Source organism: Luteolibacter sp. Y139, from assembly GCF_038066715.1.
GTDB classification, from domain to species: domain Bacteria; phylum Verrucomicrobiota; class Verrucomicrobiia; order Verrucomicrobiales; family Akkermansiaceae; genus Haloferula; species Haloferula soli.
The window spans coordinates 188366-213304 of the sequence record NZ_JBBUKT010000005.1 but is presented as its reverse complement, the minus strand read 5'-3'; the positions used below and the strand labels follow the sequence as shown (position 1 = coordinate 213304).

Sequence of the window (24939 nt, the reverse complement as noted above, 5' to 3'; positions counted from 1 at the left end):
GCGGCCACAAGCCGCATCGTGAGACTCCCGATTCCCATTCCACAGCGATGCGGCCAGAGCCGCCAAAGTACGGCGGTCATAGACACGCCGCCCCACCCGCGGATCACGCGCACCCTACCCCCCAAACGGATCCTTCCCACCACCTTCACCCTCACCACCCGCATTCACCTCCGGCTTCGGCGGCGGATTGCGCCCCCTGTTAGACGCAGCCTTCGAAAGCTTCAGCGGCACCGCATACCCCTCTGACCAATACTTCACCAGGATCGTCGCCGGACTCGTGATGTCCTTCTTGTAGATCGCGTTGGGATACTCCTTCCCCTTCACCACGAATGCCGTTGAGATCACCGGCTCTCCCCCGCCGTCCGGCACCAGGTCCAGCATCTCCGGATTCTCCACTGCGCCCAGGTGATAGCCCGTCACCACCCCGTCATCCTTGTCCTTCTTCCCCGGCAGCGGCCAGAATGACGTGCCGATCTCGATCGTGAATGGATCCACCTTCTTCTTCTCGTGGTGCTGCTCCTCCTCCGCCTCGAAGCTGGTCGCCTTCGGCAGCGGCATCGTCGTCGTGATCTCCTTCGGAGCCCGTCCGCAATACACCTCCACATCCGCGGAAAATTCACAGCTCGTCAACGTCACCCCGGCGAACTCTCCCTCCGCCGTGATCACCAGCGACCACTTGCGCCCCTGCAACCCCGCAGGCGGCGTCGCGAATGGATCCCGCAGGAAGGTCCCGTCATCCACCACCCCGCTCCACTTCGTCACCTCCAGCTCCTTTCCCCCGGCCGAGAGCTTCGGATTGGAAATCTTGATATCCGAATGCGCCAGCGCGCTCTCCCCCTTCACATCGAAGGTGAATTGCAGCACCGGCTTCCCCGCCTCCACCCCCGACACCAGCGCCGGCCAATCCGTCACATAGCCAAAGCTCGCACTGATCGGCGGCTTCGCCTTCCACCCCTTCGCCCGCACCTGGTCCTCCGCCGCCAGATCCTCCAGCTTGAAGAGCACCTCCTTCCCCGCCTTCGTGCGAAACCGCACCTGCGTCCCCGCCGCCCCATCATCCACCCCCGTGATCTCCAGCTCCGCCGCCTTCCCCTCCTTGTTCTTCCACATCTCGAATTCACAACGAGCCGTCGTGCCCAACGCCAACACCAGCGCAAGCGCAACGCCTGCCGCAAAAGGTCCAAGGAAAGTCTTCATGGGAGGATGGAGATAAACAGCACTAACAACAAACCCTCCTCCCCCGCAAGACAGCCTTTACTGGGAGCGCGGAATTCATTCCGCCCGAAGCCACAAGGGTTGCGGGCTTCATCTCTCTGCCAAATGAAACAACGAAACGATCAAACGGAAAACAACCACCCATCCCCGGCTCCCTCCCCTTCCGTGTATTCCGAGTATTCCGTGGTTCCCTGCCTTTCATCCCGGCCATCCGCGAAATCCGCGGTCAAAAAATCCCCCCGCCTCTCCTCACTCCATCTGCATCCCTCCGCGTCCATCTGCAGTTGGGAATCTCCACCTGTCTTTTAGATTTCGCGCACATTCGCGTTCTTTCGCGGTTCAATCAAAACACCGCTCCACTTCACGCCTCCACGATTCCAGTTGTCATCCCCGCACATCTCTGCCATTCCTCCCGCGTGTCCCTTCGATATTCGCTTTCCGAATCGCGATACCGCCTCAGTTGACTGAGGTGCGTTGATCCTTTTCTTGGAAAGTGAAGCGGCGAGGTCGCCGCAACCGTTTGCTAAACGGATTGTCCCGTCACCGGGATGAGGTTCACGTCCTCCGCTTTCCGCTTCCTTTCAAGAGCGTCTGACCGAGTGGCTGAAGGTAACGGGCTGTAACCCCGTCGGAGCAATCCCGCACAGGTTCGAATCCTGTGGCGCTCATTTCATCTATCCATCCCACCATCTAACAAAACCCACCCGCGAAATCCGCGGTCAAACATCACCATCCATACCCGGCTTCTAGATGGGCTCAGTTCCCGCATCGTAGCATTCGGCGCTGGCCACTCCTCCTGGCCTCCAGCTCCGTGTCACGCTGCCGCGTGAGAGACTATGCGAAAGGACGTGCGGAGCAGGCCTCATCCCTGCCTCAACGCAAACCTCTCAATCTTCTCCAAACCGCACCCAGCCATCAGCCCGAAAGGAACCGCAGCCACCAAGTCCGCTCCAAGACTCGCCATGGCCCGGCGAACGAAGACATCCTTCCCAAAGTCCAGGAACGTCTTCACCTCCCGGATCAAATCCCGCTCGGCAATCTCCCCTGCCACGCAGTTCCTCAGAAGGCTCCCGAAATGCGCGGGCAGGATCGCGAGGAGAATGCGCAGGTGCTTCTCATCCTGCCGTCCATCCTGAGGGAGATTCACCAGGTTGTGACACTTGCCCTTGAACAGGAACAGGGGGTCCAGAATACGGATGCCACTCACCACCAGACTCCGTTGCCAAGCACGCTTCACCTCCTCGTGCGAAAGGCCGAACACACCGTCCAGCAGATCGATCACCTTTTCTCCCTCATCGTCCAATTCAACGATTCCGACCTGCCCATCAAGAGGCGAGTCGGCTTTGATCAATTTGCCGGCGATCACCTCGTGGATCTTCTTGAACGCGCCGTGACCGAGCCACACATCGCAGTCGAGCGACGTGAAGGGAGCCAGCTCCATGGCAGCCGGACACTCACCTGAATAGACCTCGGCCCAGACATTCACCGCCTGTCCACCTGCCAGGAAATGCTCCAGGGATCTGGCCTCCATCGCCCGCAGTTGAGTGGCAAAATCGCCCGGACCGAATCCCGCGTTTCCGGCACTCACCACGCGAAATCAGCGTCCCACCGCAGAGGAAAGGTTCTCGATCCGCGCACCAACAAACATCCCGACAGGAAACGCAGAGTTCTTCTGCTGCAGCTTCTGCGGAGACATTCCCTCGGCGAGCAAACGCAGGTCTTCTTCCCGGGCAGCCTTCTTCTTGGCGGCGCGGGAAGCACGGCTGATCTTCGCTTCTGAAGAGTTTCCTCTCATGGTCGGCAATGGCTCCCGGACTTCAAGCGGCCTTCCATGCAGGCCGAGGATCGCTGGCGCTTTCGTTGCCAGTCTAGGAGCCATCCCAAAAACTGTCAACGGGCCATTCAATTTTCTAATAATTAACACCTTACGGCACCCGATTCAATCTCCGGAAGTTTGAGCCACGCCCCCTGCGCCCCCGCGTTTCGTTCACCCACCCGTGCGATGAGTTTCCATCGATCACTCGGCACTCCCCAACACCTGTTAGCCTCAAGGCACCGCCACCCGATAAAACGCCCGCCCCTCCGGCGGCTCGATGTCCGTGAAATCCAGCACCCCATTCTCCTCCCGCAGATCTGCCACCGTCGTCCACGTCACCAGATCCACCGAGCGCTGGATAGCATACGCATAGCCCGGGATCCCCGCGAAGCGGATTCTCACCGCGCCATCCACCGCCCTCTCCACCGTCGGCTGCACGCCACCGATCCCATCCGACGGCACCACATTGATATCCAGATACGCCGACGCCGAGACCCCGTGGTCATTCAGGATCGTCATCAGGAATGAATCCGGCCCGCTGTAGTCGATCGCCGGCGTATACAGCAGGTGCCCTGCCTCCGCAGTGACCTCACCGCCCGCCGCCGTGCCACCGTCCTCCACCGTCAGCACGATCGGATCCCCATCCGGATCATAACCCGTCGCCAAAATCTCCGCATGCGGAATGATCGCCGGCCGGTTCACCGAGGTGCTGATCGCCAGCCCCAGGAATACCGGCACATCACTCCCTTCATCGATCGGCAGCACCGTCACCTGCACCCAGTCCCTCCCCGATAAATCCCCATCCGACGCCTCCAGGCTCAGCACATAAGTCCCCGCCTGAGTGAAGGTCGCCGACGTCACCGTCGCATTCACATTCGAAAACGAAACCGCCGCCGGCCCCGACACCACCGACCACGCCCTCACCAGCGAGAACTCATCCGGCAGACCATCATCCGTCACGCTGCCATTCAGCGTCACCGCCACCGGCGCAGCATCACCGATGTACGCCGCCTTGTCCGGCCCCGCATCCACCACCGGCGCCGCATTCGTCGCCCCGCCGCTGCCATCCGTCGACTGCACCAGCACCACCCAATCTTCCGTCGGCGTATCCGGAGGCGTCCCGAGCGGAACAATGCCACCGCCCTGAAGCAGCACCCCATCGATCAAGGGCACACCCGTCCGAGGATTGAACCACTTCGTGGTGAAGTTCCCCGTCACACCTGTTAGATCCAGCGTCGCCGATCCACCGTCATGCAGCTGCACCAGATAGCAGCTGCCGATCTTCCCCAGGCAGCGGTTCGCATTGTCCCCATTCCCGCTCACCAGCGCGTTCTGGTTCTTCATCTCCTCAAACGGGAAATTGTTCCCCGCGAAGAAATTCACCGTGTAGCGGCAGTAGTCCCAGAAGGCATCACGGCTGCGGAAATTCTGCAGCGTCAGATCACCCTCCGGCTTGTCATAGCCGAAGTAGAATTCACAGCCCGCGCCACCCGCCATGATGTTTCCCCACAGCGCATTCTTCCGCGCATCGCGATGGCTCGTGCCCGCATCATTGTCCGGCCTCACCGAGAGCCGCGAGTCCCCCGGCTCGTCCGCCGCCACCACCCACGGCCTGCCAAAGTCCGCCGAGCGCGTGATGTAGCGCTTCGATTGCGCGAAGGTATCCGAGAAGTCGGAATTGTTCAGCTGCAGCGAGAAGCCCGTCAGCTTCGAGGCATTCCCCATCATGTCGAAATGGCTCGCCCCATTGTGAATCACGATCGGGTGGTGATACGGATCCGTATCGTAGAAGTACTGCGCCCACGCCACCTTCTGCGCCAGCGTCGCATTGTTGATCTCCTCTCCCAGGTTCCAGTTCAGCGCCAGATTGTGGCCGAAGCGCGCGATCAGCTCCCGGTAGTAAAGCTTCCGCTGCACGCCCAGGTCGCCACCGTCTAACATCAGCTCGTTCTCCGTCTCCTGCGTCTTGAAGTGCAGGTGCATCCCCATCTTCGTCCCATGGTCGAAGACCATGCCCCACTGGTCCATCCGCGACACATCGATCCGCAGCCGCTCCGCATAGTCCGGATACGGGAAGACATTCTTGTCATCCCCATCGATGTTCATCGTCAGGAATGAAAACGAATTGATCCCCTCCGATGCCAGATAGTTGATCGCACCGATCAGCCCGTGGCCCTTGTGATCCTGCCACTCCGGATCGCCCGTCTGCCAATCAGCCACATGCGGCGCCCACGTCTTCACCCGGAAGTCATCGTGCCCATCCGTCTTGAAGCTCCCATCGAAGTCCGCATACGAAAGCAGGTTCTCCGGCGAATCCACGCCCGCCTTCATGAAGTACCTGCCGGTGCCAGCATAGCGCAGGTGATGCTTCCCCACATACTCCAGCCGTCCCTTCGCCCGCATGTCGCGCCCCGTCTTGTCCGTCGGCTGGATCAGGAATCCCCCCGACTGCGCATCGAAGTATCCCGCGCTCGTCCCCGCCGCAGCACTCGCATCCGCCATCACATTCACCCCCGTGCGGAATGACACCGTGTAAGTCCACTCGCCCGTCGCATCCGGCGCGAAATGGACACGCCACACATGCCCCGCCGTCGCGGACGTATTCCCCGCATCCCCATCCGCCGCATAGTAGCCCGGCACCACGTAGGATCGCCCCGACGCCACATGCCGGAAGGTCACATCCAGCCGGTAGTCCGTGAAGGGATTCGGCACCGCCGCCTCACTCGTTTCCGGCCCCGTGAAATTCAGCGTCACCTTGTGCCACTGCTTCAGCTCCCCCGCCATCGCCGGCGGCTCCGCCACCAGCCGCTCGCTCCATGCCCCGGCCACCAGCGCGAGCACCATCATCGACCTCAAGGCTGTGTTGATCCCCGGCATAAGGCCCTCTTGTACCCCCACCCGGATTAACAAAGGATGAGACCGCGAAAAATCGGACAGCAATCCACCACCAATAAGACAACAACCCGCCGCTAATCTCTCCTCATCTCAAAATCCACAAATCCAAATCCCTGAGGAACTCCTGCCGCCCCAGGGGGTTCTCACCAATCCTCTCCTCACTCCCCGCGCCGCCGGCCCATCCAAAAAATTCACAAAGTATTCACAATCGAAATACAAAACCCCTTGCCTTCTCCCCACCTCAAGCTAACAGTCCCTGCGCCACCCCGGCAACCGGGCAAGTTAACTTTTTCCCGGCGGCCCCTTGCCAAAATCCGACACCACCCGAAGTTCCGCATCCCCTCCTCCACAACCTCCTCACCACCCGGCAACTACCCCATCTTTCCTCCTCTCCCCGTCGCCGGCCCGCCTCACGGGACCGGCCACCAAATCGATCGATTGAATCAATTCATCGAACGATTCGTCCCTCAAACGATCAAACCAATCATTCGTAGGCGCGCGGGTGGCACCGCGGGAATACAAGCGGTGTTGCTCTCGCTTCTTAGTAGTGGCTTCCGCGGTGTCACCCTCGCGCCTACGAATTTGAATCTGGTCTGAATCTGCGTCTGAATCTGAACGGGGACCCCATCCTGGCCGTCTTTCATACCGGCCCGTCCCTCCAAGCAGCCCCCGCGAGCCCTTCCCGCAACCGCGACCTGCCATCATCTTCTCCGCCGCAAACCCCCGCAGGGTTTCCACAAAACCTCACTAAGGGGGTGTCGACGTCCCGTCGACGCGACGACGCAGTCGTCCCATCCCCCAATGTAGCGGCGCGTCTATGACCTTCGCACTTCCGCGGCCACCAGCCGCATCGGGAGACCCGCCTCACAGCCTCCTCCTCTCATAGATAGCAGCGGAAGGACTTCGCCCTCCCGGCTTCTCGCGCCTCGTTAGAAAAGCGCCTCACCCCGATCCCGAAGCGATCCCAGCCAGCCCGCCTGACCCCGCGCGGTGGATCAGCACTCAATCCGCCGGCTAATCATTCGACCGTGGCGCGGTCTCGGGTTCCTTCCGCACGCCCGCAGCCTTCTCCGCCTTCTCCGCCTTCTCCGCCTTCTCCGCCTTCTCCGCCTTCTCCGCCTCATCACACCACGGCCGCGCCCACTCCGGCGTGTCCTTGAAAAAATCGCTCCCCGCGCACTCCGCCAGCAGCTTCCCCGTCTCAATGTCGAACTTCTGAATCCACGCCGGACCGTGCTCGTTCCTCCCTGCGATCACCACCGACTTGTCTGCATCCGCAAACCCCCACGTCCCGATAAAGGCACGGGAAATCCTGAACGTCTTCTTCTCCCCCGCCTTGGTGATCACCACCAGCGTGCTGTTCATCCACTCCCCTCGGCTGTGCCTTGCCCCCGCGACCGTCCACCCCTGCAGACCGCTCTTCGACTTCTGCTTCAGCGAAATCTCACTCTCCGCGCTGCCCGTCGAAACAGCGAGCATCCAACACAAAACCACCCTCAGCAGCATCTTCATTCCGGGGAAAACAGTCGGGTTACTACCACTCATCCTCATATCCCGCCATACGCTCACCAGCCGAATCGTGTTTCAATCTCATCCGCCCTTCGTCCCCACAAGGCGACTCATGCCCTTCGTCCCAACGGGACGACTCATAAAAGCCTGGCACGCAGTGCCAGGTGGAACGCCCCGGATCAACGCGTCCTGAAGGGAACGCCTCATGCGTCTAACGGCTGCACTCCCGATTCGGCTCCGGAGCTACCCCGCACGCCCTTCTCATCCCATCCGCGCCATCCGCGAAATCCGTGGTCAAATCATCCACCGGTCCGCTGCCTTTCCACTGATCACCGATCACCCGCCGCTTCTTCCCATCACCCCACCACGCTCAACTGTGCCGCCGCGCCACGTGGAATGCCTGCGTGTCCACCGTCGCGATCCCGGGATAGCAGGAATCGAAGTCCGGCCGGATCTCGTCCATCTGACCCACAGCCTCCAAGTCCTTCACCAGCGAATACCGCAACAGCCGCCACTCCTTCACCGGCTCCAGGCACCACGCGAGAATCACATAAGCCCCCGTCTTCCGCGCTTGGCCTAGCAGGTAGAAGTCAGCCATCACCTCCTTCTTTTCGTAAGTGAAGACCACACGGCGGGATTGGCGGATCGCGGCGCGAATATCGCTGAGAGCTATCGGAATGGGCATCGGCACTTCATCAAGTTTCGCCTCAAGGCATTCCCGCCGCAACGTTGATTTTCTCGTGTCCCCACCTAAGCAAACCGCGTAGCCAGACCCTCACGCACGAATCCGCCCGGCCACTCCCTCCCTCAAAACAGCACCTGCCCCTCGATCTCCCAGCCATCCACTCCCACCTGGCAGCGCGATACCGAATAAGGCAGGCCCTCCCCGCCCGCAGCCACGATCTGGAACACATCCGCCGGCCCCGCAGTCACCCGCGAGGTCGTGACGATGTTGCACTCATGCCAGCAGTGCTGCGGCTCACGCGGCAGGCGATCCATACCCGACCTGATGAGATCACATTCTACCTTTCCATTCTTCATCAGGTAGTAGGAGGACATTCCGAAGGGTTGCACGGCCACGCATTCCATACGAGTCCATAGTACCTTTGCAGACACACATTTTCCGAAGGCCACGCATACCGTGACGGCTTCGGAACCTTCATTAGGTTTTCCCGATGGCACCCTTCGGAAAATGCCATCCGTAGAACTGCGGAGCATGCGTTCATTGCACACCGGGAAGATCGGATGCACCTCTTGAGTGATCGCATCCATGCATCATCTCTTTCCGTGGTAAATGTGTGAAATGGTGAATGCGCCCGTGGCCGGATTCAGTGTCCCACCGGTCACGGGCCATCCAAAGCCACCTCGATAACCACGCTACGGCACCAGCGCGAAGTTCCCGTATTCGATCACATACGCCTTCTGGATCGCCACGTTCGAAGCTGCCGAAGCCTCGATGATCGCCTCCCGCGCTTCCCCCACCGTCGCATACTGGTGATCCGCAACCCATCCGCACGAAACGCCCGGCAAGTTCGCGAAGTTCCGCGCCCTCAGCATCGCCTCGAAGCGCCCTCGCTTGATGCGCCCCGTCGCAGGCTTGTGTTCGATGACTGTGAAAATCTTCACGTGACCATTGGGTTCTACCTTCCACTGCTTCTCGCGCGAACCGTGCCGCATCAGCCATCAAGGCTGCATCAGCCCTCCGCCTCTTACAGCGCTACCGCCATCAAGCAATCTGCCCCACCTCCTAGCAATTTGCATCCATCACGGCAGCACCACCTCCCGCGATCCCCTTCACTCTGTCAGGCATTCCACCTGCGAAACCATCATCACCGGTTCCAACCGACCGGAATACCCAACGATGAAAACCAAGGAAGAAAAACTGAAGGACCTCCGCAATGAAGACCCCATCACCGGCGAACCGGGCAGCCATCCCGTCGGCGTCGGTGTCGGCACCGCTGCCGGTGCCTCGGTCGGTGCCGCCATGGGGGCGGTCGGTGGCCCTGTCGGAGCCGCCGTTGGCGCCGTGGCCGGTGGTATCGCCGGTGCACTCGTGGGCAGGGAGGGAGGCGAAGCCGCCAATCCCACCGTCGAAGATGCCTACTGGCGGGAAAACCATCCTCGCCAGGACTACCACCAGCCCGACCTCAACTACGATGAAGACTACGCCCCCGCCTATCGCCTAGGCTGGGAAGGACCGAATCGCTATGGAACCGATTTCATTACTTCCGAAAACGCCCTCCGCACCGACTGGGAAGACCGCAAGGGCAACTCACGCCTCGACTGGCCACACGCCCGCGAAGCCGTCCGCGCCGCCTGGCACAAGGTCGAGCGAAAGCTCCCCGGCGACGCCGACAACGACGGCATCTGAAAACGTTTCCACGCCCATCATCACCGACACACGGTGATCCCACCACGGCCCCGGCATCCCAGTGTTGCCGGGGCCTCGTCGTTTCAAGGCACCATCAAATCGGAAGCACCCCGCGCCTTCTAACAATCTCCCCTACCTCCGCCACCATTGATCCCCCGCCACCCTCTGATAGCCCTCCCATCACCCGCCCGATGTCCAATCCCTACGCCCCGCCCTCCATTCAAGAGGATGCGCTGGAAACCCGCTCTAACAAAGGCACCATCCTCCGCAGCATCGGTGCGCTGGCCCTGTCCTACCACGTCGTGCGGATCTTGCTCCGGCCTTTTCCAACGATCTTCGGCATCCCGCTGGAGAGTGCGATGATCATGGCCCTCTTCATCTACGGCTTCCTGCGCGGCGGGAAAAAGTTCCATCTCTCCATCGCCCTCTTCATGGCGCTTTCCATCGCCGTACAGGTCTATTTCGGCAGCCGCGCCATCGCCCATCCGGAGCGGTTGCCCTTCCCCATGGACCCCCATCCATGGCGGCAGCTCGTGATCGCGGAAGTCCCTTTTGCGATCGCCCTCGCATGCGCCTCGCTTCTCTACCTCGGAGCCAGGCGTGCCTCCGGCCCTGCGCATTGACTTGGCCGGCTGCGCGGCTCCGCCCGTGATTCTCCTCTCTCGGTAGCGGAAGGACTGCGTCCTTCCGGCGTCTCGCGCCCCGTCAATACCTCGCCACTCCCGATCACCAGCCAAGCCCGCACCACCCTCCACAGGCGCGGTAATGACACCGCGGGAAGCAACCGCGAAGCCCGCCCCTCCAACAACTCCCGCCCCACCCGCCTTCACAAAGCATTCACACGAACAAACTTGCCTTCCCCCCGCAGCACTCTATCAGTCCACGCGCGATTCCGGCGATCTCACGAGTTAACTTTCTCATCTCCATCCATCGCCACCCAAACCCAAAAACCCCTCCGCGCATGATCCGCTCCACACGCGCCAGACACACCCTCGCGGCCCTCGCTCTCATCACCTCCAGCGCCCACGCCCAGGAACAAACCGCGCACCTCGTCAAGGACGCCAACCGCTCCTCCGGTGACTTCACCGCCGCCATCTCCTGGTGCCTGCCACTCGGCCAGCGCGTCGTCTTCACGCAGGACACCCTCGATGCCGGCCCCGAGCCATGGATCAGCGATGGCACACCCGCCGGCACCCACCTCCTGAAAGACATCGTCATCGGCACCAGCGGATCCTTTCCCGAGCAGCCCGTCTCCTTCGGCACCGGCGCCAGCACCAGGATCGCCTTTCTAACAAACAGCACCTCCACCGGCGACAAGCTCTGGATCACCGATGGCACCACCGCCGGCACCACTCAGGTCCGCGAAAGCACCGTCGTCGGCTGGGCCGGCGAGACCCATCTCCGCGCCGGCACCACCAATGGCGTCTTCATTGAAGAGCACACCTACACCGGCTCGCCCGATAGCTTCGAGCTCTTCTTCAGCGATGGCACGCTGGCCGGCACCCGCTCGCTCAATCCCATCGTCAGCGGCGTTCGCACCAAGTTCGCCAAGCCCAAGGGCTACATCACCAGCGGCTCATGGTGCTACTTCATCGCAAATGACAATGAAGTCTGGCGCAGCGATGGCACCACCGCCGGCACCACGAAAATCACCACCTTCACCGGCACCCCACCGGGGCGGCTCGCCGTCGCCGGCGCGAATCTGTACGCCTTCCTCGAGGTCCAGCCAAACGTCCTCACCGAGCTCTGGACCTGCCCCGCCGCAGGCGGCACCCCGGTCAAGCTCGGCCCACCCGATGGCACCACCTGGCGCTACTTCATGCAGCGCATCCCGCTCGGTGATAAACTGGTCTTCGCCATGCTCAGCGAGACCGGCCCGCGTCTCTGGGCCACCGATGGCACCGCCGCCGGCACCCACCAGATCCCCGTCACCATGCCCGGGGCAAATGGACCCGTGGCCTTGGACATCTACGCCACCCTCACCGAATGGCAGGGCGCCATCTATTTCACCACCCACACCGGCCAGTCCGGCATCGGCGGCGCCGTCTGGCGCACCGATGGCACCGCTGCCGGCACCGTCGCGTTCAAGACCTTCAAGTCGAATGCATTCGGCGAAGACATGTGGACCTCCGCGAATGACCTCTACTTCCAGGTCAATGAAGCCGGCGACTATCACCTCTGGCGCACCCGCGGCGATGCCGCCAGCACCCGCGAGCTGAAGGGCCTTCCCACCTACGGTTTCTCTGAGAATGGCCCCCTCGGCCCCACCATCGCGCCCACGCCTTCCACGGTCTTCCTCCTCTCAAATCAGGGCACACCCCGGGAAGCCCTCTGCCGCGCGAAGAATGACAAGGGCGGCACCCTCCTCCTCACCCGCCCCGAGTCATCGAATGCCTCCAGCATCCCCGCCCACCATCCGGATGCACTGACGTATGAGGATCTGAACGGCGTCCTGTTAGATTTTGTCGACCTCGGCGATGGCCTCGAGCTCTGGCGCATGAATCCGGATGGCAGCAAGTCGAAGTCGATCTGGAAGCGCCCGCTCAAGAACTACGCCGAATCCCCTCAGGTCGGCTTCCGCGGCATCGCCGTCAACACCGCCGGCACCGGCGCCCTCTTCACCGTCGATGGCGGCACCCGCGAAGCCAGCGAGCTCTGGATCACCGATGGCACCAAGCCCGGCACCAAGCTCCTCCACGATCATTCCACCGGCGAAGGCAAGGGCATCCCCCTCGACTTCGCGAAAGCCGGCGATCTCACCCTCTACTCCGTCATCGATGCCGGCGTCACCACCGTCGGCACCTTGTGGATGACCGATGGCACCAGGACCGGCACCGTCAAGGTCGTCACCACCGGTGGCAGCTCGCCCTACCCGGATCCCCAGGAAATGGTCAGCCTCAACGGCATCGTCTACTTCCTCAGCACCCCCGCCGATGGCAAGACCGGCCTCTGGCGCACCGATGGCACCGCCGTCGGCACCGTGCTCCTGAAGAATGACTGGTACGTCGGCTCCAACGATGGCGCGCAAGGCCTCTCCGTCGTGGATCACAAGCTCCTCTTCAATGCCCGCATCGGACCCACCCAGTTCCTTTGGGAAAGCAATGGCACCGCCATCGGCACCGTCCCCGTCAGCCCCACCGTCGGACTCGGCGGCAGCAGCGATACCGACCTCGTCGCCCCCGCCCTCGATCTCAATGGCCTCGCCATCTTTGAAGCCAACTACCCATCGAATCTCTGGCGTCGCGACGACTCCTCCATCATCCCGGTCAAGCCCATCGTCGCCGGCCGCAGCGTCTTCCCCTGGGCGCCCTACTCGCAACGCCGCGTCGTCTCCGGCACCCAGCTCTTCTACTGCGGCATCCAGGACAACGATGCCGAACTCTGGGCCACCGACGGCACCGCCGCCAATACCCGCCGCGTGAAGGACATCTGCGCCGGCAATGATACCCTGCGCGCCGCCGATAACCTCCTCAGCTCCTATCCCGACAACTTCACCGCCTACGGCTACGATGTCTACTTCACCGCCTACGATGAAGAACACGGCACCGAACTCTGGCGCAGCGATGGCACCGCAAACGGCACCCTCCTCATGGCAGACATCGCCCCCGGCTCCACCAGCTCCCATCCCGCCGGCCTCAAGGTCATCGGCACCAAGCTCTACTTCACCGCCACCCGCCGCGACGTCGGCCGCGAGCTCTTCTCCATCGACCTCCCCCAACACTAAGGGGTGTCGACCTCCCCCAACACTAAGGGGTGTCGACGTTCCGTCGACGCGACGACGCAGTCGCCTACATAAACGTGTAGCGGCGCGTCCATGACCGTCGCCAACGAGCGGCCACAAGCCGCATCGTGCGACCCCCAATCCGTCTCCACCAAACGTAGCGGAAGGACTGCGTCCTTCCGGCTTCTCGCGTCCCGCAACAAATCGCCGCCTCGATTCACCCTCACCCCACCCCCATTCACCCATCTTTCACACCCCCACGCTTGCCTTCACCCCCGATCCCACTACCACTCCCTACGCTCCCCCGGGCCATCGCACGAGTTAACTCATCTCAACCCGTGCCGTCCGGATCAGCGCCCCCACACCCGAGCGATCGAGATCCGCGCCACCCATGACATCCCTCTTCAAACGCCCCGCCCTCACCCTCCCCGCGCTTCTCGCCTCGCTCGCCTTCATCTCTCTCGCCGCACCCACACTCGCGCAAGCCCAAGAGCAGGAGCCCGAACAAACCGCCCGCCTCATCCGCGACATCAACCGCGGCATGGACGATCTCGGCCCGCCCATCTCCTGGGTCATGCCCCTCCAGAAAAGCGTCGTCCTCGCGAAATTCTCCGTCGACCACGGCCTCGAGCTCTGGACCAGCAATGGCACACCCACCGGCACCAGGCTCCTCAAGGACATCCTCCCCGGCCCCGACAGCTCCTTTCCCGACTACCCCGTCGCCTTCGGTTCAAGCGAAGGCGCAAGGATCGCCTTCACCTCCAATACCGACACCTTCGCCACCCGGCTCTGGGTCACCGATGGCACCAGCCAAGGCACCCTCCCCATCTTCGAAACCTCCGGCTCGGGATTTGACCACCGCACGCGCGCCGTCAAAGGCACCCCCACCGGCGTCTTCTTCGAAAGCGGCGGTACCAGCTATGAAGATCGCTACGAGCTTCACTTCACCGATGGCACCCCCGCCGGCACCTGGTCGCTCAACCCCCTCGAAGGAGAAACCCGCACCCGCTTCACCTCACCCTCCGGCTATCTAACAAGCGGCCAGTGGTACTACTTCATCGCGAACAAGAACGAGATCTGGCGCAGCGATGGCACCCCCGCCGGCACTACCAACGTCATCACCATCACCCAGGGCACACCCACTCACACCGCCATCGCTGGCGGCCGCCTCTTCGTCGCGATCACCGTCGAATCCGGCGCCCACGAGCTCTGGTGCTGCCCCATGGATGGCGGCCCGCTCACACTCCTCGCCGCGGAGTGGGACAAGTATCAGGACTTCTGGAACATCGTCCCCTTGGGAGACCGCATCATCTTCCACGTCGCGCCCGTCTGGAGCGGCCCCGGCCTATGGACCAGCAATGGCACCCCGGAGGGCACCCGCCGCCTCCCGCTCCAGGATCAGGGCAGCGAGCCACAGCTGACCGGCGATCTCACCCCATGGAATGGCGCCGTCTATGTCGCCACATGGCGCGATGATAGAAGCGAGCTCTGGAAAACCGATGGCACCCTCGCCGGCACCAGCCACGTCATCACCTTCCCGCCCGGCTACTACTATAGAAGCCCGTCCCAGTGGGAGCCCCATCATGCCCACCACGATGGCACCCACCTCTACCTCCAGGTCCAGAGCCCCGATGTCGGCTGGGAAGTATGGCGCACCCGCGGCGACACCGCCAGCACCGTCCCCGTGCCAAAGCTGCCCCGGTTCAATCCGGAAGAGCGCTACAGCGGCCCCGCTCCCATCCTCGCCGTCGGCAAGAACGGCCTCTTCGTCATCACCCAACAGGGCTCGGACGATGAAGCACTCTGGCGCACCCGCGGCAAGTCCGGCGCCGTCCGCCTCACCCGCCCGGAAAAAGTGGTCGGCTCGAATTTTGTTAGATCGCCCTTCGGCTCACAGCCCTACGAGATGTTAGACGGCAGCCTGCTCGCCTTCGTCAATACCGGCCGCCACTACGAGCTCTGGCGCATGAATCCCGATGGCACCCGCGCCCGCTCTCTCTGGAAACCGGAGGCACCGCTCGCACCGTACAACAATAGCGAGTTCGGCTTCCGCGCCATTATCGGGGATACCGCCGTCTTCACCTTCTCCGGCGCGGACCGCAGCCAGGTCTGGGCCACCGATGGCACCAGGCAAGGCACCCGCCTCCTCGCCGAGGCCCTCGTCGGCTCAGGCAACAACTACCCCGCCGACTTCGTCAAAGCCGGCGGCATCTGGTACTTCACCTTCAGCAGTGAAACCTACGGCGAACCCGCCGCCCTCTGGAAAACCGACGGCACCCCCGCAGGCACCTCCCGCATCGTCACCGCCGATGGCAACTTCGCCACTCCGGACACCGGCGAGCTCGTCGAGTTCCACGGCCAGCTCCACTTCCTCTCCACCGGCGAGGACAATGCCACCTCCATCTGGCGCAGCGATGGCACCGCCGCGGGCACCGTCCCCGTCACCGATCCCTCAGGGCTGCAGAATGCCAAGGACCTCTCCGCCGTCGGGGATCGCCTGCTCTTCTTCGCCGATTGGAGCAACAACCACTATTTCTGGCAAAGCGACGGCACCGCTCAGGGCACCGTCCAAGTACTACCCCTCCAGTACTTCGCCTCCTACAGCACCCAGCCACCGCTCGACCTCGGCGGCGTCGCCATCTTCCAAGGCACCCGCGATTACCAGGAAACCCAGTGGTGGCGCCACGATGCCATCACCGGCACCCGCCCCGTCCGCGACCCCCACACCGGCCCCAGGGTTGCCCAGTGGGACAGTGGTTGGCAGAACCACGCCATCGTCGGCAACCGCCTCTTCTACTCCGCCACCGCCGGGGACGGCGATAACTACGAATACCAGCTCTGGCTCACCGACGGCACCTCAGACGGCACCCGCCTCGTCAAAAGCTTCGGCACCTCCGGATACCTCCCGGAAAACCTGCTCGCCGTCGGAAACCTCCTCTACTTCACCGTCTACCAGCCCGCCTACGGCCGCGAACTCTGGCGCAGCGACGGCACCGAAACCGGCACCGTCCTCGTCGCCGACATCGACCCCGGCCCCGCCGACTCCTCCCCCTTCGGCCTCAAGGCCATGGACGGCAAACTCTACTTCGGCGCCCGCCGCGAAGACATCGGCTACGAGCTCTTCGTCATCGACCTGCCCCAGCCCTAAGGGCCATCGCCGTCCCGCCCCTTAAGGGGTGTCGACGTTCCGTCGACGCGACGACGCAGTCGTCTCCATAACAACGTAGCGAAAGCACCGCGTCCTCCCGCCTCCTCGCTATCCACCACAAACCACCGCTTCGATTCAATCTCACCCCACCCCATTCACCGCTCTTTCACACACCCGCGCTTGCCACCACTCCCGATTCAACTTCCACTCCCCAAGCTCCCCCGGGCCTCTCGCACGAGTTATCTCATCACAACCCGTGCCGCCCGGATCAGCCCCCCACGAGAGAACGAGATCCGCGCCACCCATGACATCCCTCTTCAAACGCCCCGCCCTCACCCTCCCCGCGCTTCTCGCCTCGCTCCTCTTCACCTCCCTCGCCGCGCCCGCAGAGGCGCAAAAGCCCGAGCAAACCGCCCGCCTCGTCATCGACGCCAACCACGAGGCCGGCGGCTACGGCTCCGCCATCCAGTGGATCCAACCGCTCGGTCAGGGCGTCATCTTCGCCATGGACTCCCCCACCCATGGCTACGAGCTCTGGACCAGCAATGGCACCCCCGCCGGCACACGCCTCATGAAGGACATGGTCCCCGGTCTCGCAGGATGGACGGCCGGTAATCCCACCCTCTTCGGCGAAGGCCCCGCCACCAGGCTCGCCCTCCAGGCCGGCGGCAACAGCTACGCCCATGAAATCTGGATCACCGATGCCACCGCCGCCGGCACCACCCTCGTCTACGACGCGAAAACCCGCGGCCCCTCCCGCGCCGTCAACCTCCTCGCCGGCACACCGAACGGCTTCTTCTTCCACGACTTCGACCCGGGCGGTGACCCTCATACCCAGGAACTCTTCTTCAGCGATGGCACCACTGTCGGCACCCACTCGCTGAATCCCCCCGTCGAAGGAGGCACCCCGCGTTTCTCCGATCCCTTCATCGCCTTCACTAGCGGCCCATGGGCCTACATCACCGCCTCTAACAACGAACTCTGGCGCAGCGATGGCACCTTTCTCGGCACCACCAAGCTGCCCCTTGATCCCATCCCCGAAGGCAGCGAAATCGACCCACACGCCGTCGCCGCCGGCAAGCTCTTCCTCTCCTCCTATCACTCCGCATCCGGCACCGCCGACCTCTGGGTCTGCCCCATGGAAGGCGGCACCATGACCCGCCTCGCCCCGGAGATGGATTGGTCCAGCTCTTATCTCTCCGACTTCACGGAGTTGAATGGCCTCCTCTACTTCAGCGAGACCGATGATGACAGCGACCACCACCTCTGGGTCACCGATGGCACCGCAGCCGGCACCCGTGAGATCCCGATCCCACCCAAGGAAGGCACCCTGGTGAACAAAATCGAGTTCGCCCGCTGGCACGGCTCCCTCTACTTCACCGCCGAGTTCTTCGACTACTCCAACTTCACCTACGTCCAGGAACTCTTCCGCACCGACGGCACCGCATCGGGAACCACGCGACTGCCCACCGGCCCCTACTTCGGCGGCCTCTTCCCTGATGAAGCATGGCGGGATGAAGAAGACTTCCTCTACTTCTCCACCTACAACGAAAACGCCGACTTGGAGCTCTGGCGCACCAAGGGCGACCCCGCCAGCACCCGCCCCGCGAAGGGCATCCCAGCCAGACACTACCTCCGTGCCCGCACCGGCACCGTCACCAGGACGGAGAAAGGCACCTTCTTCCTCGCCAATGGCAAGGAAGGCGACTTCAGCACCGCACTCTGGTTCCAGCGCGGCAAGTCATCCCGCGCCATCCAGCTCACCAAGCCCGAGAAGATCGGCGCGGACGGCATCGTCATCACCGAACTCGCCTCCCCACGCCCCGACCGGCAGCCGTATGAAATGTTAGACGGCAGCCTCCTCGCCTTCCTCAATACCGGAAACGGCTACGAGCTCTGGCGCATGAATCCCGATGGCAGCCGCCCGCGCTCCATCTGGAAGGCGAAGGAATACCTCTACGACAGCAGCTCGCTCCTCTTCCGCGGACTCACCGCGGACGGCCGCCGCGCCCTCTTCACCTACGTCGCCTATAGTAATACCAGGCTCCAACAACTCTGGGTCACCGATGGCACACCGCGCGGCACCCGCCTCCTCGTCGATCACAGCGAGCTCCCGAATGCCGGCGACCCCAAGGACTTCGTCCAGGCAGGCGGCACCTGGTTCTACTCCACACTCGTTGGCGACACCGCCCAGCTCTGGAAGACGGATGGCACGCCCGCAGGCACCTCACGCATCGTCGCCGCCGATGGCACCACGCCCGGCCCCGCATCCGGCGAACTCGTCGTCTTCCAGGATCACGTCTACTTCCTCACTCCGTTGGAGAACGAAAACGGCAAGACCGCCCTCTGGCGCAGCGATGGCACTGCCGCCGGCACCATCAAGCTGAAGGACACGTGGCACGGCGAGACCGGCGAAAAAGCCGTCGGCCTCTCCGCCGCAGCTGGCAAGCTGCTCTTCTCTGTTAGACTCGGGGATTCACAGCGCCTCTGGCAGAGCGATGGCACTGCGAACGGCACCGTCGCCGTCACTCCCGCCGCCATCTTCCGGCGCGATACGATCAAGCCAGCCATCGACCTCGGCAATGGCGTCGCCATCTTCCCCGCGCAACAAGGTCCACCCTCCCAGGAAGAACCCCACCCCGAGTCCCGCTACCAATGGTGGCGCCACGACTCCACCGGCACCCACGCCATTCCCCTCCCCACATCCGACCATCACTTCGTCGATCTCTACATGTGGGACCGCCTCCACACCCTCGCCGGCTCGCAGGTCTTCTACACCGCCCAGGGCGAATACGGCCCCAGCCTCTGGGTCACCGATGGCACCGAAGCCGGCACCCGCGAACTCCGCACCCCCGGCACCATCTTCCCCCTTCAGCCCCGCAACTTCCTCGCCGTCGGAAACACCGCCTACTTCTCCGCCCGCGACGATACCCAGTTCCAGGAACTCTGGCGCAGCGATGGCACCCCCGAAGGCACCGCCCTCGTCACCGACATCGGCCCAGGCGACTCCTACCCCGAAGGCCTCAAGCTCATGAACGGCCAACTCTACTTCAGCGCCTGGCGCTGGGACACCGGCCGCGAGATCTTCACCATCGATCTACCGGAGCACTAAGGAGTGTCGACATTCTGTCGACACAACGACGCAGTCGTCCCCTCTAACAATGCAGCGTCGGTCTATGACCGTCGCTGACTAGCGGCCACAAGCCGCATCGTGAGACCCCCAATCCATCTCACAGCAAAAGCCCCCTCAATTCGCCGTCCCCGGACTCGAAGTCGCGTAAATCTTCCAATCCACCGCAGCATTATCCGTATCACTCCCATTCGGCACGCGGCCCAGGCTGCCCGTCGCGGGGGTATTGCCGTCAGCCACGCTCGCCGGCAGCGGCGAACCCTCCACCAGATTGAACGTGCCAGGCACGCCCGTCACCCTCCCCGCCGTGACGCTGCCTTCATAGGACAGCGAGTCCACCGCCTGCTGCGTGGAAGTATCCAGCAGCAGCAGTCCGTCCGGAGCTCCATTCTGGATCATGTCCTGGCTCAGCCATAGCGGCGGCGTGTAGCGCACCGCCGGAGCAGGCACCGTCACGCCACCGCCTGCGATCACCAGATAGCCATTCGCCGGGATACTCCCGGCCGCAGCCAGATTCGCCCGGTAGTATTCATTCCCGTTCGCCCCGTTGATGAATACAAGCATCAGGTTCGCCAGGCTGATGGAAGACGCGGTCGGATTGTAAATCTCCACGAACTCCGTCGCGTCGGCCCCCGGATTGTCGTAGTCCACCTCATTGATCACCAGGTGATTGGCCACTGGGGGAGTCGCCAGCGTCAGCAGCGTCTGGTGGGAAAATGCCCCCAGGCTCGCCGTCACCATCACCTCACCCGCGGCCCCATTGCCAGTGAAGGGAAACGTCCCCGCAGACTGCCCTGCCGGCACCACGACGCTGCCAGACACTGTCCCCAGCGCTGGATTGGAAGTGCTCAGGCTGATCGTCGTGTCCGCCACCGCCGGTGCCGCCAGCGTGACCGTCAGCACCGTGCTCTCATCCGGTAAAATCGTCACCACGTTCGGCGTCAGCGCGAATCCCCCCGCATCCGGACCCGCCGGCAGCTCCACATTTACACACGCGAAGAGCCGGTCCGGCGGCGTGCTCCCCAGAGGCTCCGCCACCACCACCCTCTCCCAGGTGCCATCGATCACCGTCACCGATTCCGCAGCACTGAAGGGAACATACGCACCCGGCGTCGCTCCATGCTGCGGCGTGTAGATCAGCCCGGAATTCCGCCGCCGCACATACTCCACGCTCATCGTCGCACCCGCTCCACTGCCCGTCCGGCGGATCGCAGGCAGCCCCCGGCTCCCGCTGCCCGGCGTCACCACCCGCACATCCGGGATCGTCCCATCCAGGTTGAAGGCATACTTCAAAAGGTTCGCCACCCCGTCATGGCGGGGCTCTGCCCAGGCCAGCGCATTCTCATCTGTTAGAAAGGCATCTGCCGCCCACTGCTGGTAGCTCTTCAGCGTCGCATTCGGCGGCGATCCCGCGGAAGTCACGAGATCCGCAGCCGCGCGCGGTTCCACTTTCGCAAGCCCGTCACGCATCGCCAGCGCCCCCGCGATGCTCACATACGTCTGCCCCTCCCACGGAAACGGACTGGCCAGGTAAAACAAGTCATCCACCCGCAATCCCGCATCCACCAGGAATTCATTTCCCGCAGGATCCAGCGAAGCCACCGTCACCTGGTTCACCTGCACCACCACGCCCTCCAGCGTGTAGCTCCGCGTGCCCCCGGTCGCGATCTCCGCCGCCGTCACCACCACCGGCGCAGGCAGCGCCTCGCTCACCGCACTGGTGATCACCGGCGTCGCATCCACCAGCCTCGTCTCGCCGCCGGCCAATGCGATCGTGGCCGCCGGGATCTGGATCCGCTGCCCCGCCGACACCGCGAAATTCCCCACCACGAAGATCCCCGAATAGTCCGTCCCCATGTACCCCACATCGCCCGGCTTCACCTGCAGGAAGCACCCCTCATTGCAGCGTGCCGTCACCAGCGCATCATTCAGCGATACCGACTCGCCCGCTGGAATCACGCCCGACTTGATCTGATAGATCGTCGCCGGAGTGACCGCCATCGCCACCGAAAACCCGAAGAGCAAAACGGAAACCGAACCCACCGCCACGGAGCGGGACACACGAGAGCGAACCAGATTCATGGAAGCAGAGAGCAGGAGAAATGTCAGAACCCATCCGCCACCGGCACCCTCACATCATGAGAATCCCCAGGCTCGGAACTAAGCGCAGACTAGACTCCCAGGCCCCGTTGAACAGCCATTATTGGATCCGGCCGCCCCATCAATCCCACCCCTAACCAAAGCGCAAGCGCTTGCCATCCCTCCCGCCCATCCCAAGACTCCCTCCGCTTCCCCCCGCATCCCCACGAGTTATCTCGCCTCTCATCTCCTTCCCCCCAGCTTCTCTTCTCATGATCCCTGCGCCCCGCTCCTCACGCGCGTCCTCGCTCCTCCTCACCGTCCTCGCGGCCGCATTCACGTTCACCGGCACCCCCGCACCCGCCCAGGAGCAAACTGCAAAGCTGGTCAAGGACCTCAACCGCGCACCCGGCGACTACTCCGCCTCCATCGACTGGGCCGTGCCACTGGGCAATCGCGCCCTGTTCGTGCAGAGCACCTTCGCCTACGGCTCCGAGCCATGGATCAGCGATGGCACACCCGCCGGCACCCACCTTCTCAAGGACGTGGTGCCCGGACCGGGAGGATCTCATCCCAATCAGCCTCTCCCCTTCGCCGATGGCACCAAGGTCGCCTTCCATCGCGATAGCTGGGCTACCGGTGACAAGATCTGGGTCACCGACGGCACCGAGGCCGGCACCGTGCAGGCATACGTGGTCCCGGCACCACCCATGCGCGCCCAACTTCAACTGAAGGCCGGCACCACCACCGGCGTCTTCTTCGAGCAGACCGAAGTCGATGGAAACGCCACCCGCGAACTTCTCTTCACCGATGGCACCGCAGCCGGCACGTGGACGCTGAATCCCATCAATGGCGACGGCAACGACCGCTTCGCGCAACCCACCGCCTACGCCACCACCGGCCCATGGTGCTACTTCATCGCGAGTGGAAATGAAGTCTGGCGCAGCGATGGCACCGTGGCAGGCACCGCGAAAGTGCTCACCATCACCACCGGCACGCCCGCCCATCTCGCACTCGCCGGCACTCACCTCTTCGTGGATATCGCACCCGCCTCCGGCACTCATGAACTCTGGTCCGGCCCGGCGAATGGAGGCGATCTCACCCGCATCGATTCACCCCAGCATCCCGCATCGGACTGGCTCGAGCACGCCATCGCACTCGGCGATGAACTGTTCTTCCTCCGCCAGAACAGCAGCGAACTCTGGGCCTCCGACGGCACCGCCGCCGGCACCCGTCAGATCGCCCTGTTAGATGACCACGGCACCGAGTCAGTCGTGGGCGCATCCTTCACGCTTTGGAAAGACGCCCTCTATTTCCGCTCCCGCACAGATCAGAATATCAATGAACTCTGGCGCACCGATGGCACCGCCGCCGGCACCACACGGCTCTCGTCCTCCGCGCCGTCATACTACCCATCCCCCTACATGTGGGGCACCGGGGACTACCTCTACTTCCACGAAGTGGATGTCCATGCCTCCTACAAGTCCGTCCTCTGGCGCACCCAGGGCGATCCCGCCAGCACCCGCCGCGTGAAAGGCCCGGCCGCAAGCGGGGGCTACACTCTCACCGGTACCGACTCCGGCTTCTTCTTCACCAGCGGGGACAATACGCCGGATGAAACCCTCTTCGCCATCACCGGCAAGAAGCCCAAGCCCGTGCCTCTCACCCAGCCCGAGAAATCCACCGCCCTCGGCATCGAGGACCACTACGAGCCCGACTCCTATGAAATGGCTGGCGGGAACATCGTCTCCTTCGTCTGGACCGGAGATCGCCGCGAGCTCTGGTCCATTGCCCCCGATGGCAGCCGCACCCGCGCCATCTGGAGGCCGAAGAGACCGGAACATCCCGATTGGGAAGCCGGCTTCTGCGGCACCACTCCCCACGGAGCTCTCTTCATCTACGAGTCCAGCCAGCTATGGATCACCGATGGCACCGCGAAGGGCACCCGTCTCTTGGCCGATCATTCGTCGCACCCGGGATCCAATGATGGCTACGTGACTGACTTCGTGAAGCTCGGTGACACCTGGTACTACTCGGCCGAGTCATCCCTGTGGAAGACGGATGGAACCAAGGCCGGCACCTCCCGCGTCTCCTATGCCGACCCGGATGGCGGGACGCTCGTGACCTTCCAGGGCAGCCTCTATTTCCTCTCCACTGATCGTGCCCACACCGTCCTCTGGCGCAGCGATGGCACTGAAGAAGGCACCGTGTGGGTGGAGGGTTCATGGAACAATCCCTTCTGGCCCACCGCCTCGCACCTCTCCGTGGCCGGTGGTCAGCTGCTCCTCTTCGCGAGACATGGCGACGACGTCCAGCTGTGGCAAAGCGACGGCACCACCGAAGGCACCATCCCCGTCTCCCCTTCCGCCATCTTCGAAACGAACATGGTCTCGAAGGCGTTCGATCTCGGCGACAAGGCCCTCTTCCGCGCCCGCCAACCGGACGAACCCGAAAACATCGGCGTCCGCTGGTGGTGCCACGATGCCACCGGCACCCGCCCCGTCCGCGACGACATGATCGGGCAGACCATCGGCTTTAGTGCCAGCAGCGGTGCCTTCCCGGTCGGTTCCCAGCTCTTCTATTGCCCCGAGGAGGACGATGGACTTCCTAACTTCGGCAATGCCGAGCTATGGGTCACCAACGGCACCTCCGCTGGCACGCGAAAGGTGAAGGACATCGGGCCCGGCATCCTCGGCTCCTCCCCCGATAACATCCTCGTCGTCGGCAACCAGATCTACTTCACCGCCTACGATCTCGCCCACGGCAACGAACTCTGGCGCAGCGACGGCACCGAAGCCGGCACCGTCCTCGTCGCCGACATCGAGCCCGGCGAAGAAAGCAGCACACCCACCGCCCTCAAGGTCATGGACGGCAAGCTCTACTTCACCGCCCATCGCAATGACGTCGACTGGGAACTCTTCTCCATTGACCTCCCGCAAGATTGAGACGCGCCAGCGTCCCAACCCTAAGGGGTGTCGACGTTCCGTCGACACGACCATGCAGTCGTCCCCCCATCAAATGTAGCACCGCGTCCACGACCCTCGCCAACCAGCGC

Annotated in this window: 15 protein-coding genes and 1 tRNA gene; 7 read left to right on the top strand and 9 right to left on the bottom strand. The window is 63.3% G+C overall.

The genetic code is table 11. The annotated features are described in order from the left end of the window. Positions 1 to 114: 114 nt before the first annotated feature. Positions 115 to 1197, bottom strand: coding sequence for a hypothetical protein (locus WKV53_RS14640; protein WP_341405471.1), 1083 nt, complete (start codon positions 1195 to 1197; stop codon positions 115 to 117). 603 nt (positions 1198 to 1800) lie between these two features. Here WKV53_RS14640 and WKV53_RS14635 point away from each other — a divergent pair. After that, positions 1801 to 1883, top strand: a tRNA-Tyr gene (locus WKV53_RS14635). Between the two features lie 194 nt (positions 1884 to 2077). Here the strand turns inward: WKV53_RS14635 and WKV53_RS14630 are convergent. The 7 genes from WKV53_RS14630 to WKV53_RS14600 all read right to left on the bottom strand — a co-directional run bounded on the left by WKV53_RS14630 (position 2078) and on the right by WKV53_RS14600 (position 9061). Continuing rightward, entirely contained in the window at positions 2078 to 2746 is a 669-nt protein-coding gene (locus WKV53_RS14630; RefSeq protein ID WP_341405469.1) for a hypothetical protein, read from the bottom strand. A 66-nt stretch (positions 2747 to 2812) separates the two neighbouring features. Beyond that, complete coding sequence (locus WKV53_RS14625) at positions 2813 to 3139, bottom strand: hypothetical protein (protein WP_341405468.1); 327 nt, start codon at positions 3137 to 3139, stop codon at positions 2813 to 2815. 123 nt (positions 3140 to 3262) lie between these two features. Then, positions 3263 to 5908 carry a DUF5060 domain-containing protein gene (locus tag WKV53_RS14620; RefSeq protein ID WP_341405466.1) on the bottom strand — a complete coding sequence of 882 codons (2646 nt, stop codon included), beginning with the start codon at positions 5906 to 5908 and terminating at the stop codon, positions 3263 to 3265. A gap of 1032 nt (positions 5909 to 6940) precedes the next feature. Continuing rightward, on the bottom strand, positions 6941 to 7438 hold the full coding sequence (locus tag WKV53_RS14615) for a hypothetical protein (RefSeq protein WP_341405464.1): 498 nt from the start codon (positions 7436 to 7438) through the stop codon (positions 6941 to 6943). Between the two features lie 367 nt (positions 7439 to 7805). Continuing rightward, on the bottom strand, positions 7806 to 8120 hold the full coding sequence (locus WKV53_RS14610) for a WYL domain-containing protein (RefSeq protein WP_341405462.1): 315 nt from the start codon (positions 8118 to 8120) through the stop codon (positions 7806 to 7808). 122 nt (positions 8121 to 8242) lie between these two features. After that, the gene (locus tag WKV53_RS14605) at positions 8243 to 8494 is read right to left on the bottom strand and encodes a hypothetical protein (protein ID WP_341405460.1); all 252 of its coding nucleotides are present in this window, start codon (positions 8492 to 8494) and stop codon (positions 8243 to 8245) included. Positions 8495 to 8812: 318 nt separating this feature from the next. Next, positions 8813 to 9061: a hypothetical protein gene (locus WKV53_RS14600; protein WP_341405458.1), complete on the bottom strand. Its 249-nt coding sequence runs from the start codon at positions 9059 to 9061 to the stop codon at positions 8813 to 8815. A gap of 235 nt (positions 9062 to 9296) precedes the next feature. Between WKV53_RS14600 and WKV53_RS14595 the strand changes: the two genes are divergently transcribed. The 5 genes from WKV53_RS14595 (at position 9297) to WKV53_RS14575 (ending at position 19787) form a co-directional block, all read left to right on the top strand. Beyond that, complete coding sequence (locus tag WKV53_RS14595) at positions 9297 to 9806, top strand: hypothetical protein (RefSeq protein ID WP_341405456.1); 510 nt, start codon at positions 9297 to 9299, stop codon at positions 9804 to 9806. 191 nt (positions 9807 to 9997) lie between these two features. Further along, the gene (locus WKV53_RS14590; protein ID WP_341405454.1) at positions 9998 to 10429 is read left to right on the top strand and encodes a hypothetical protein; all 432 of its coding nucleotides are present in this window, start codon (positions 9998 to 10000) and stop codon (positions 10427 to 10429) included. 338 nt (positions 10430 to 10767) lie between these two features. Then, positions 10768 to 13530, top strand: a complete 2763-nt coding sequence (locus tag WKV53_RS14585; RefSeq protein WP_341405452.1) for an ELWxxDGT repeat protein — start codon at positions 10768 to 10770, stop codon at positions 13528 to 13530. Between the two features lie 388 nt (positions 13531 to 13918). Next, on the top strand, positions 13919 to 16675 hold the full coding sequence (locus WKV53_RS14580; protein ID WP_341405450.1) for an ELWxxDGT repeat protein: 2757 nt from the start codon (positions 13919 to 13921) through the stop codon (positions 16673 to 16675). Between the two features lie 304 nt (positions 16676 to 16979). Further along, complete coding sequence (locus WKV53_RS14575) at positions 16980 to 19787, top strand: hypothetical protein (RefSeq protein WP_341405448.1); 2808 nt, start codon at positions 16980 to 16982, stop codon at positions 19785 to 19787. 135 nt (positions 19788 to 19922) lie between these two features. Here WKV53_RS14575 and WKV53_RS14570 read toward each other — a convergent pair whose 3' ends face one another. After that, on the bottom strand, positions 19923 to 21887 hold the full coding sequence (locus tag WKV53_RS14570) for a lamin tail domain-containing protein (protein ID WP_341405446.1): 1965 nt from the start codon (positions 21885 to 21887) through the stop codon (positions 19923 to 19925). Between the two features lie 269 nt (positions 21888 to 22156). Here WKV53_RS14570 and WKV53_RS14565 point away from each other — a divergent pair, with 269 nt between their 5' ends. Then, on the top strand, positions 22157 to 24829 hold the full coding sequence (locus tag WKV53_RS14565; RefSeq protein ID WP_341405444.1) for an ELWxxDGT repeat protein: 2673 nt from the start codon (positions 22157 to 22159) through the stop codon (positions 24827 to 24829). Positions 24830 to 24939 lie beyond the last annotated feature (110 nt).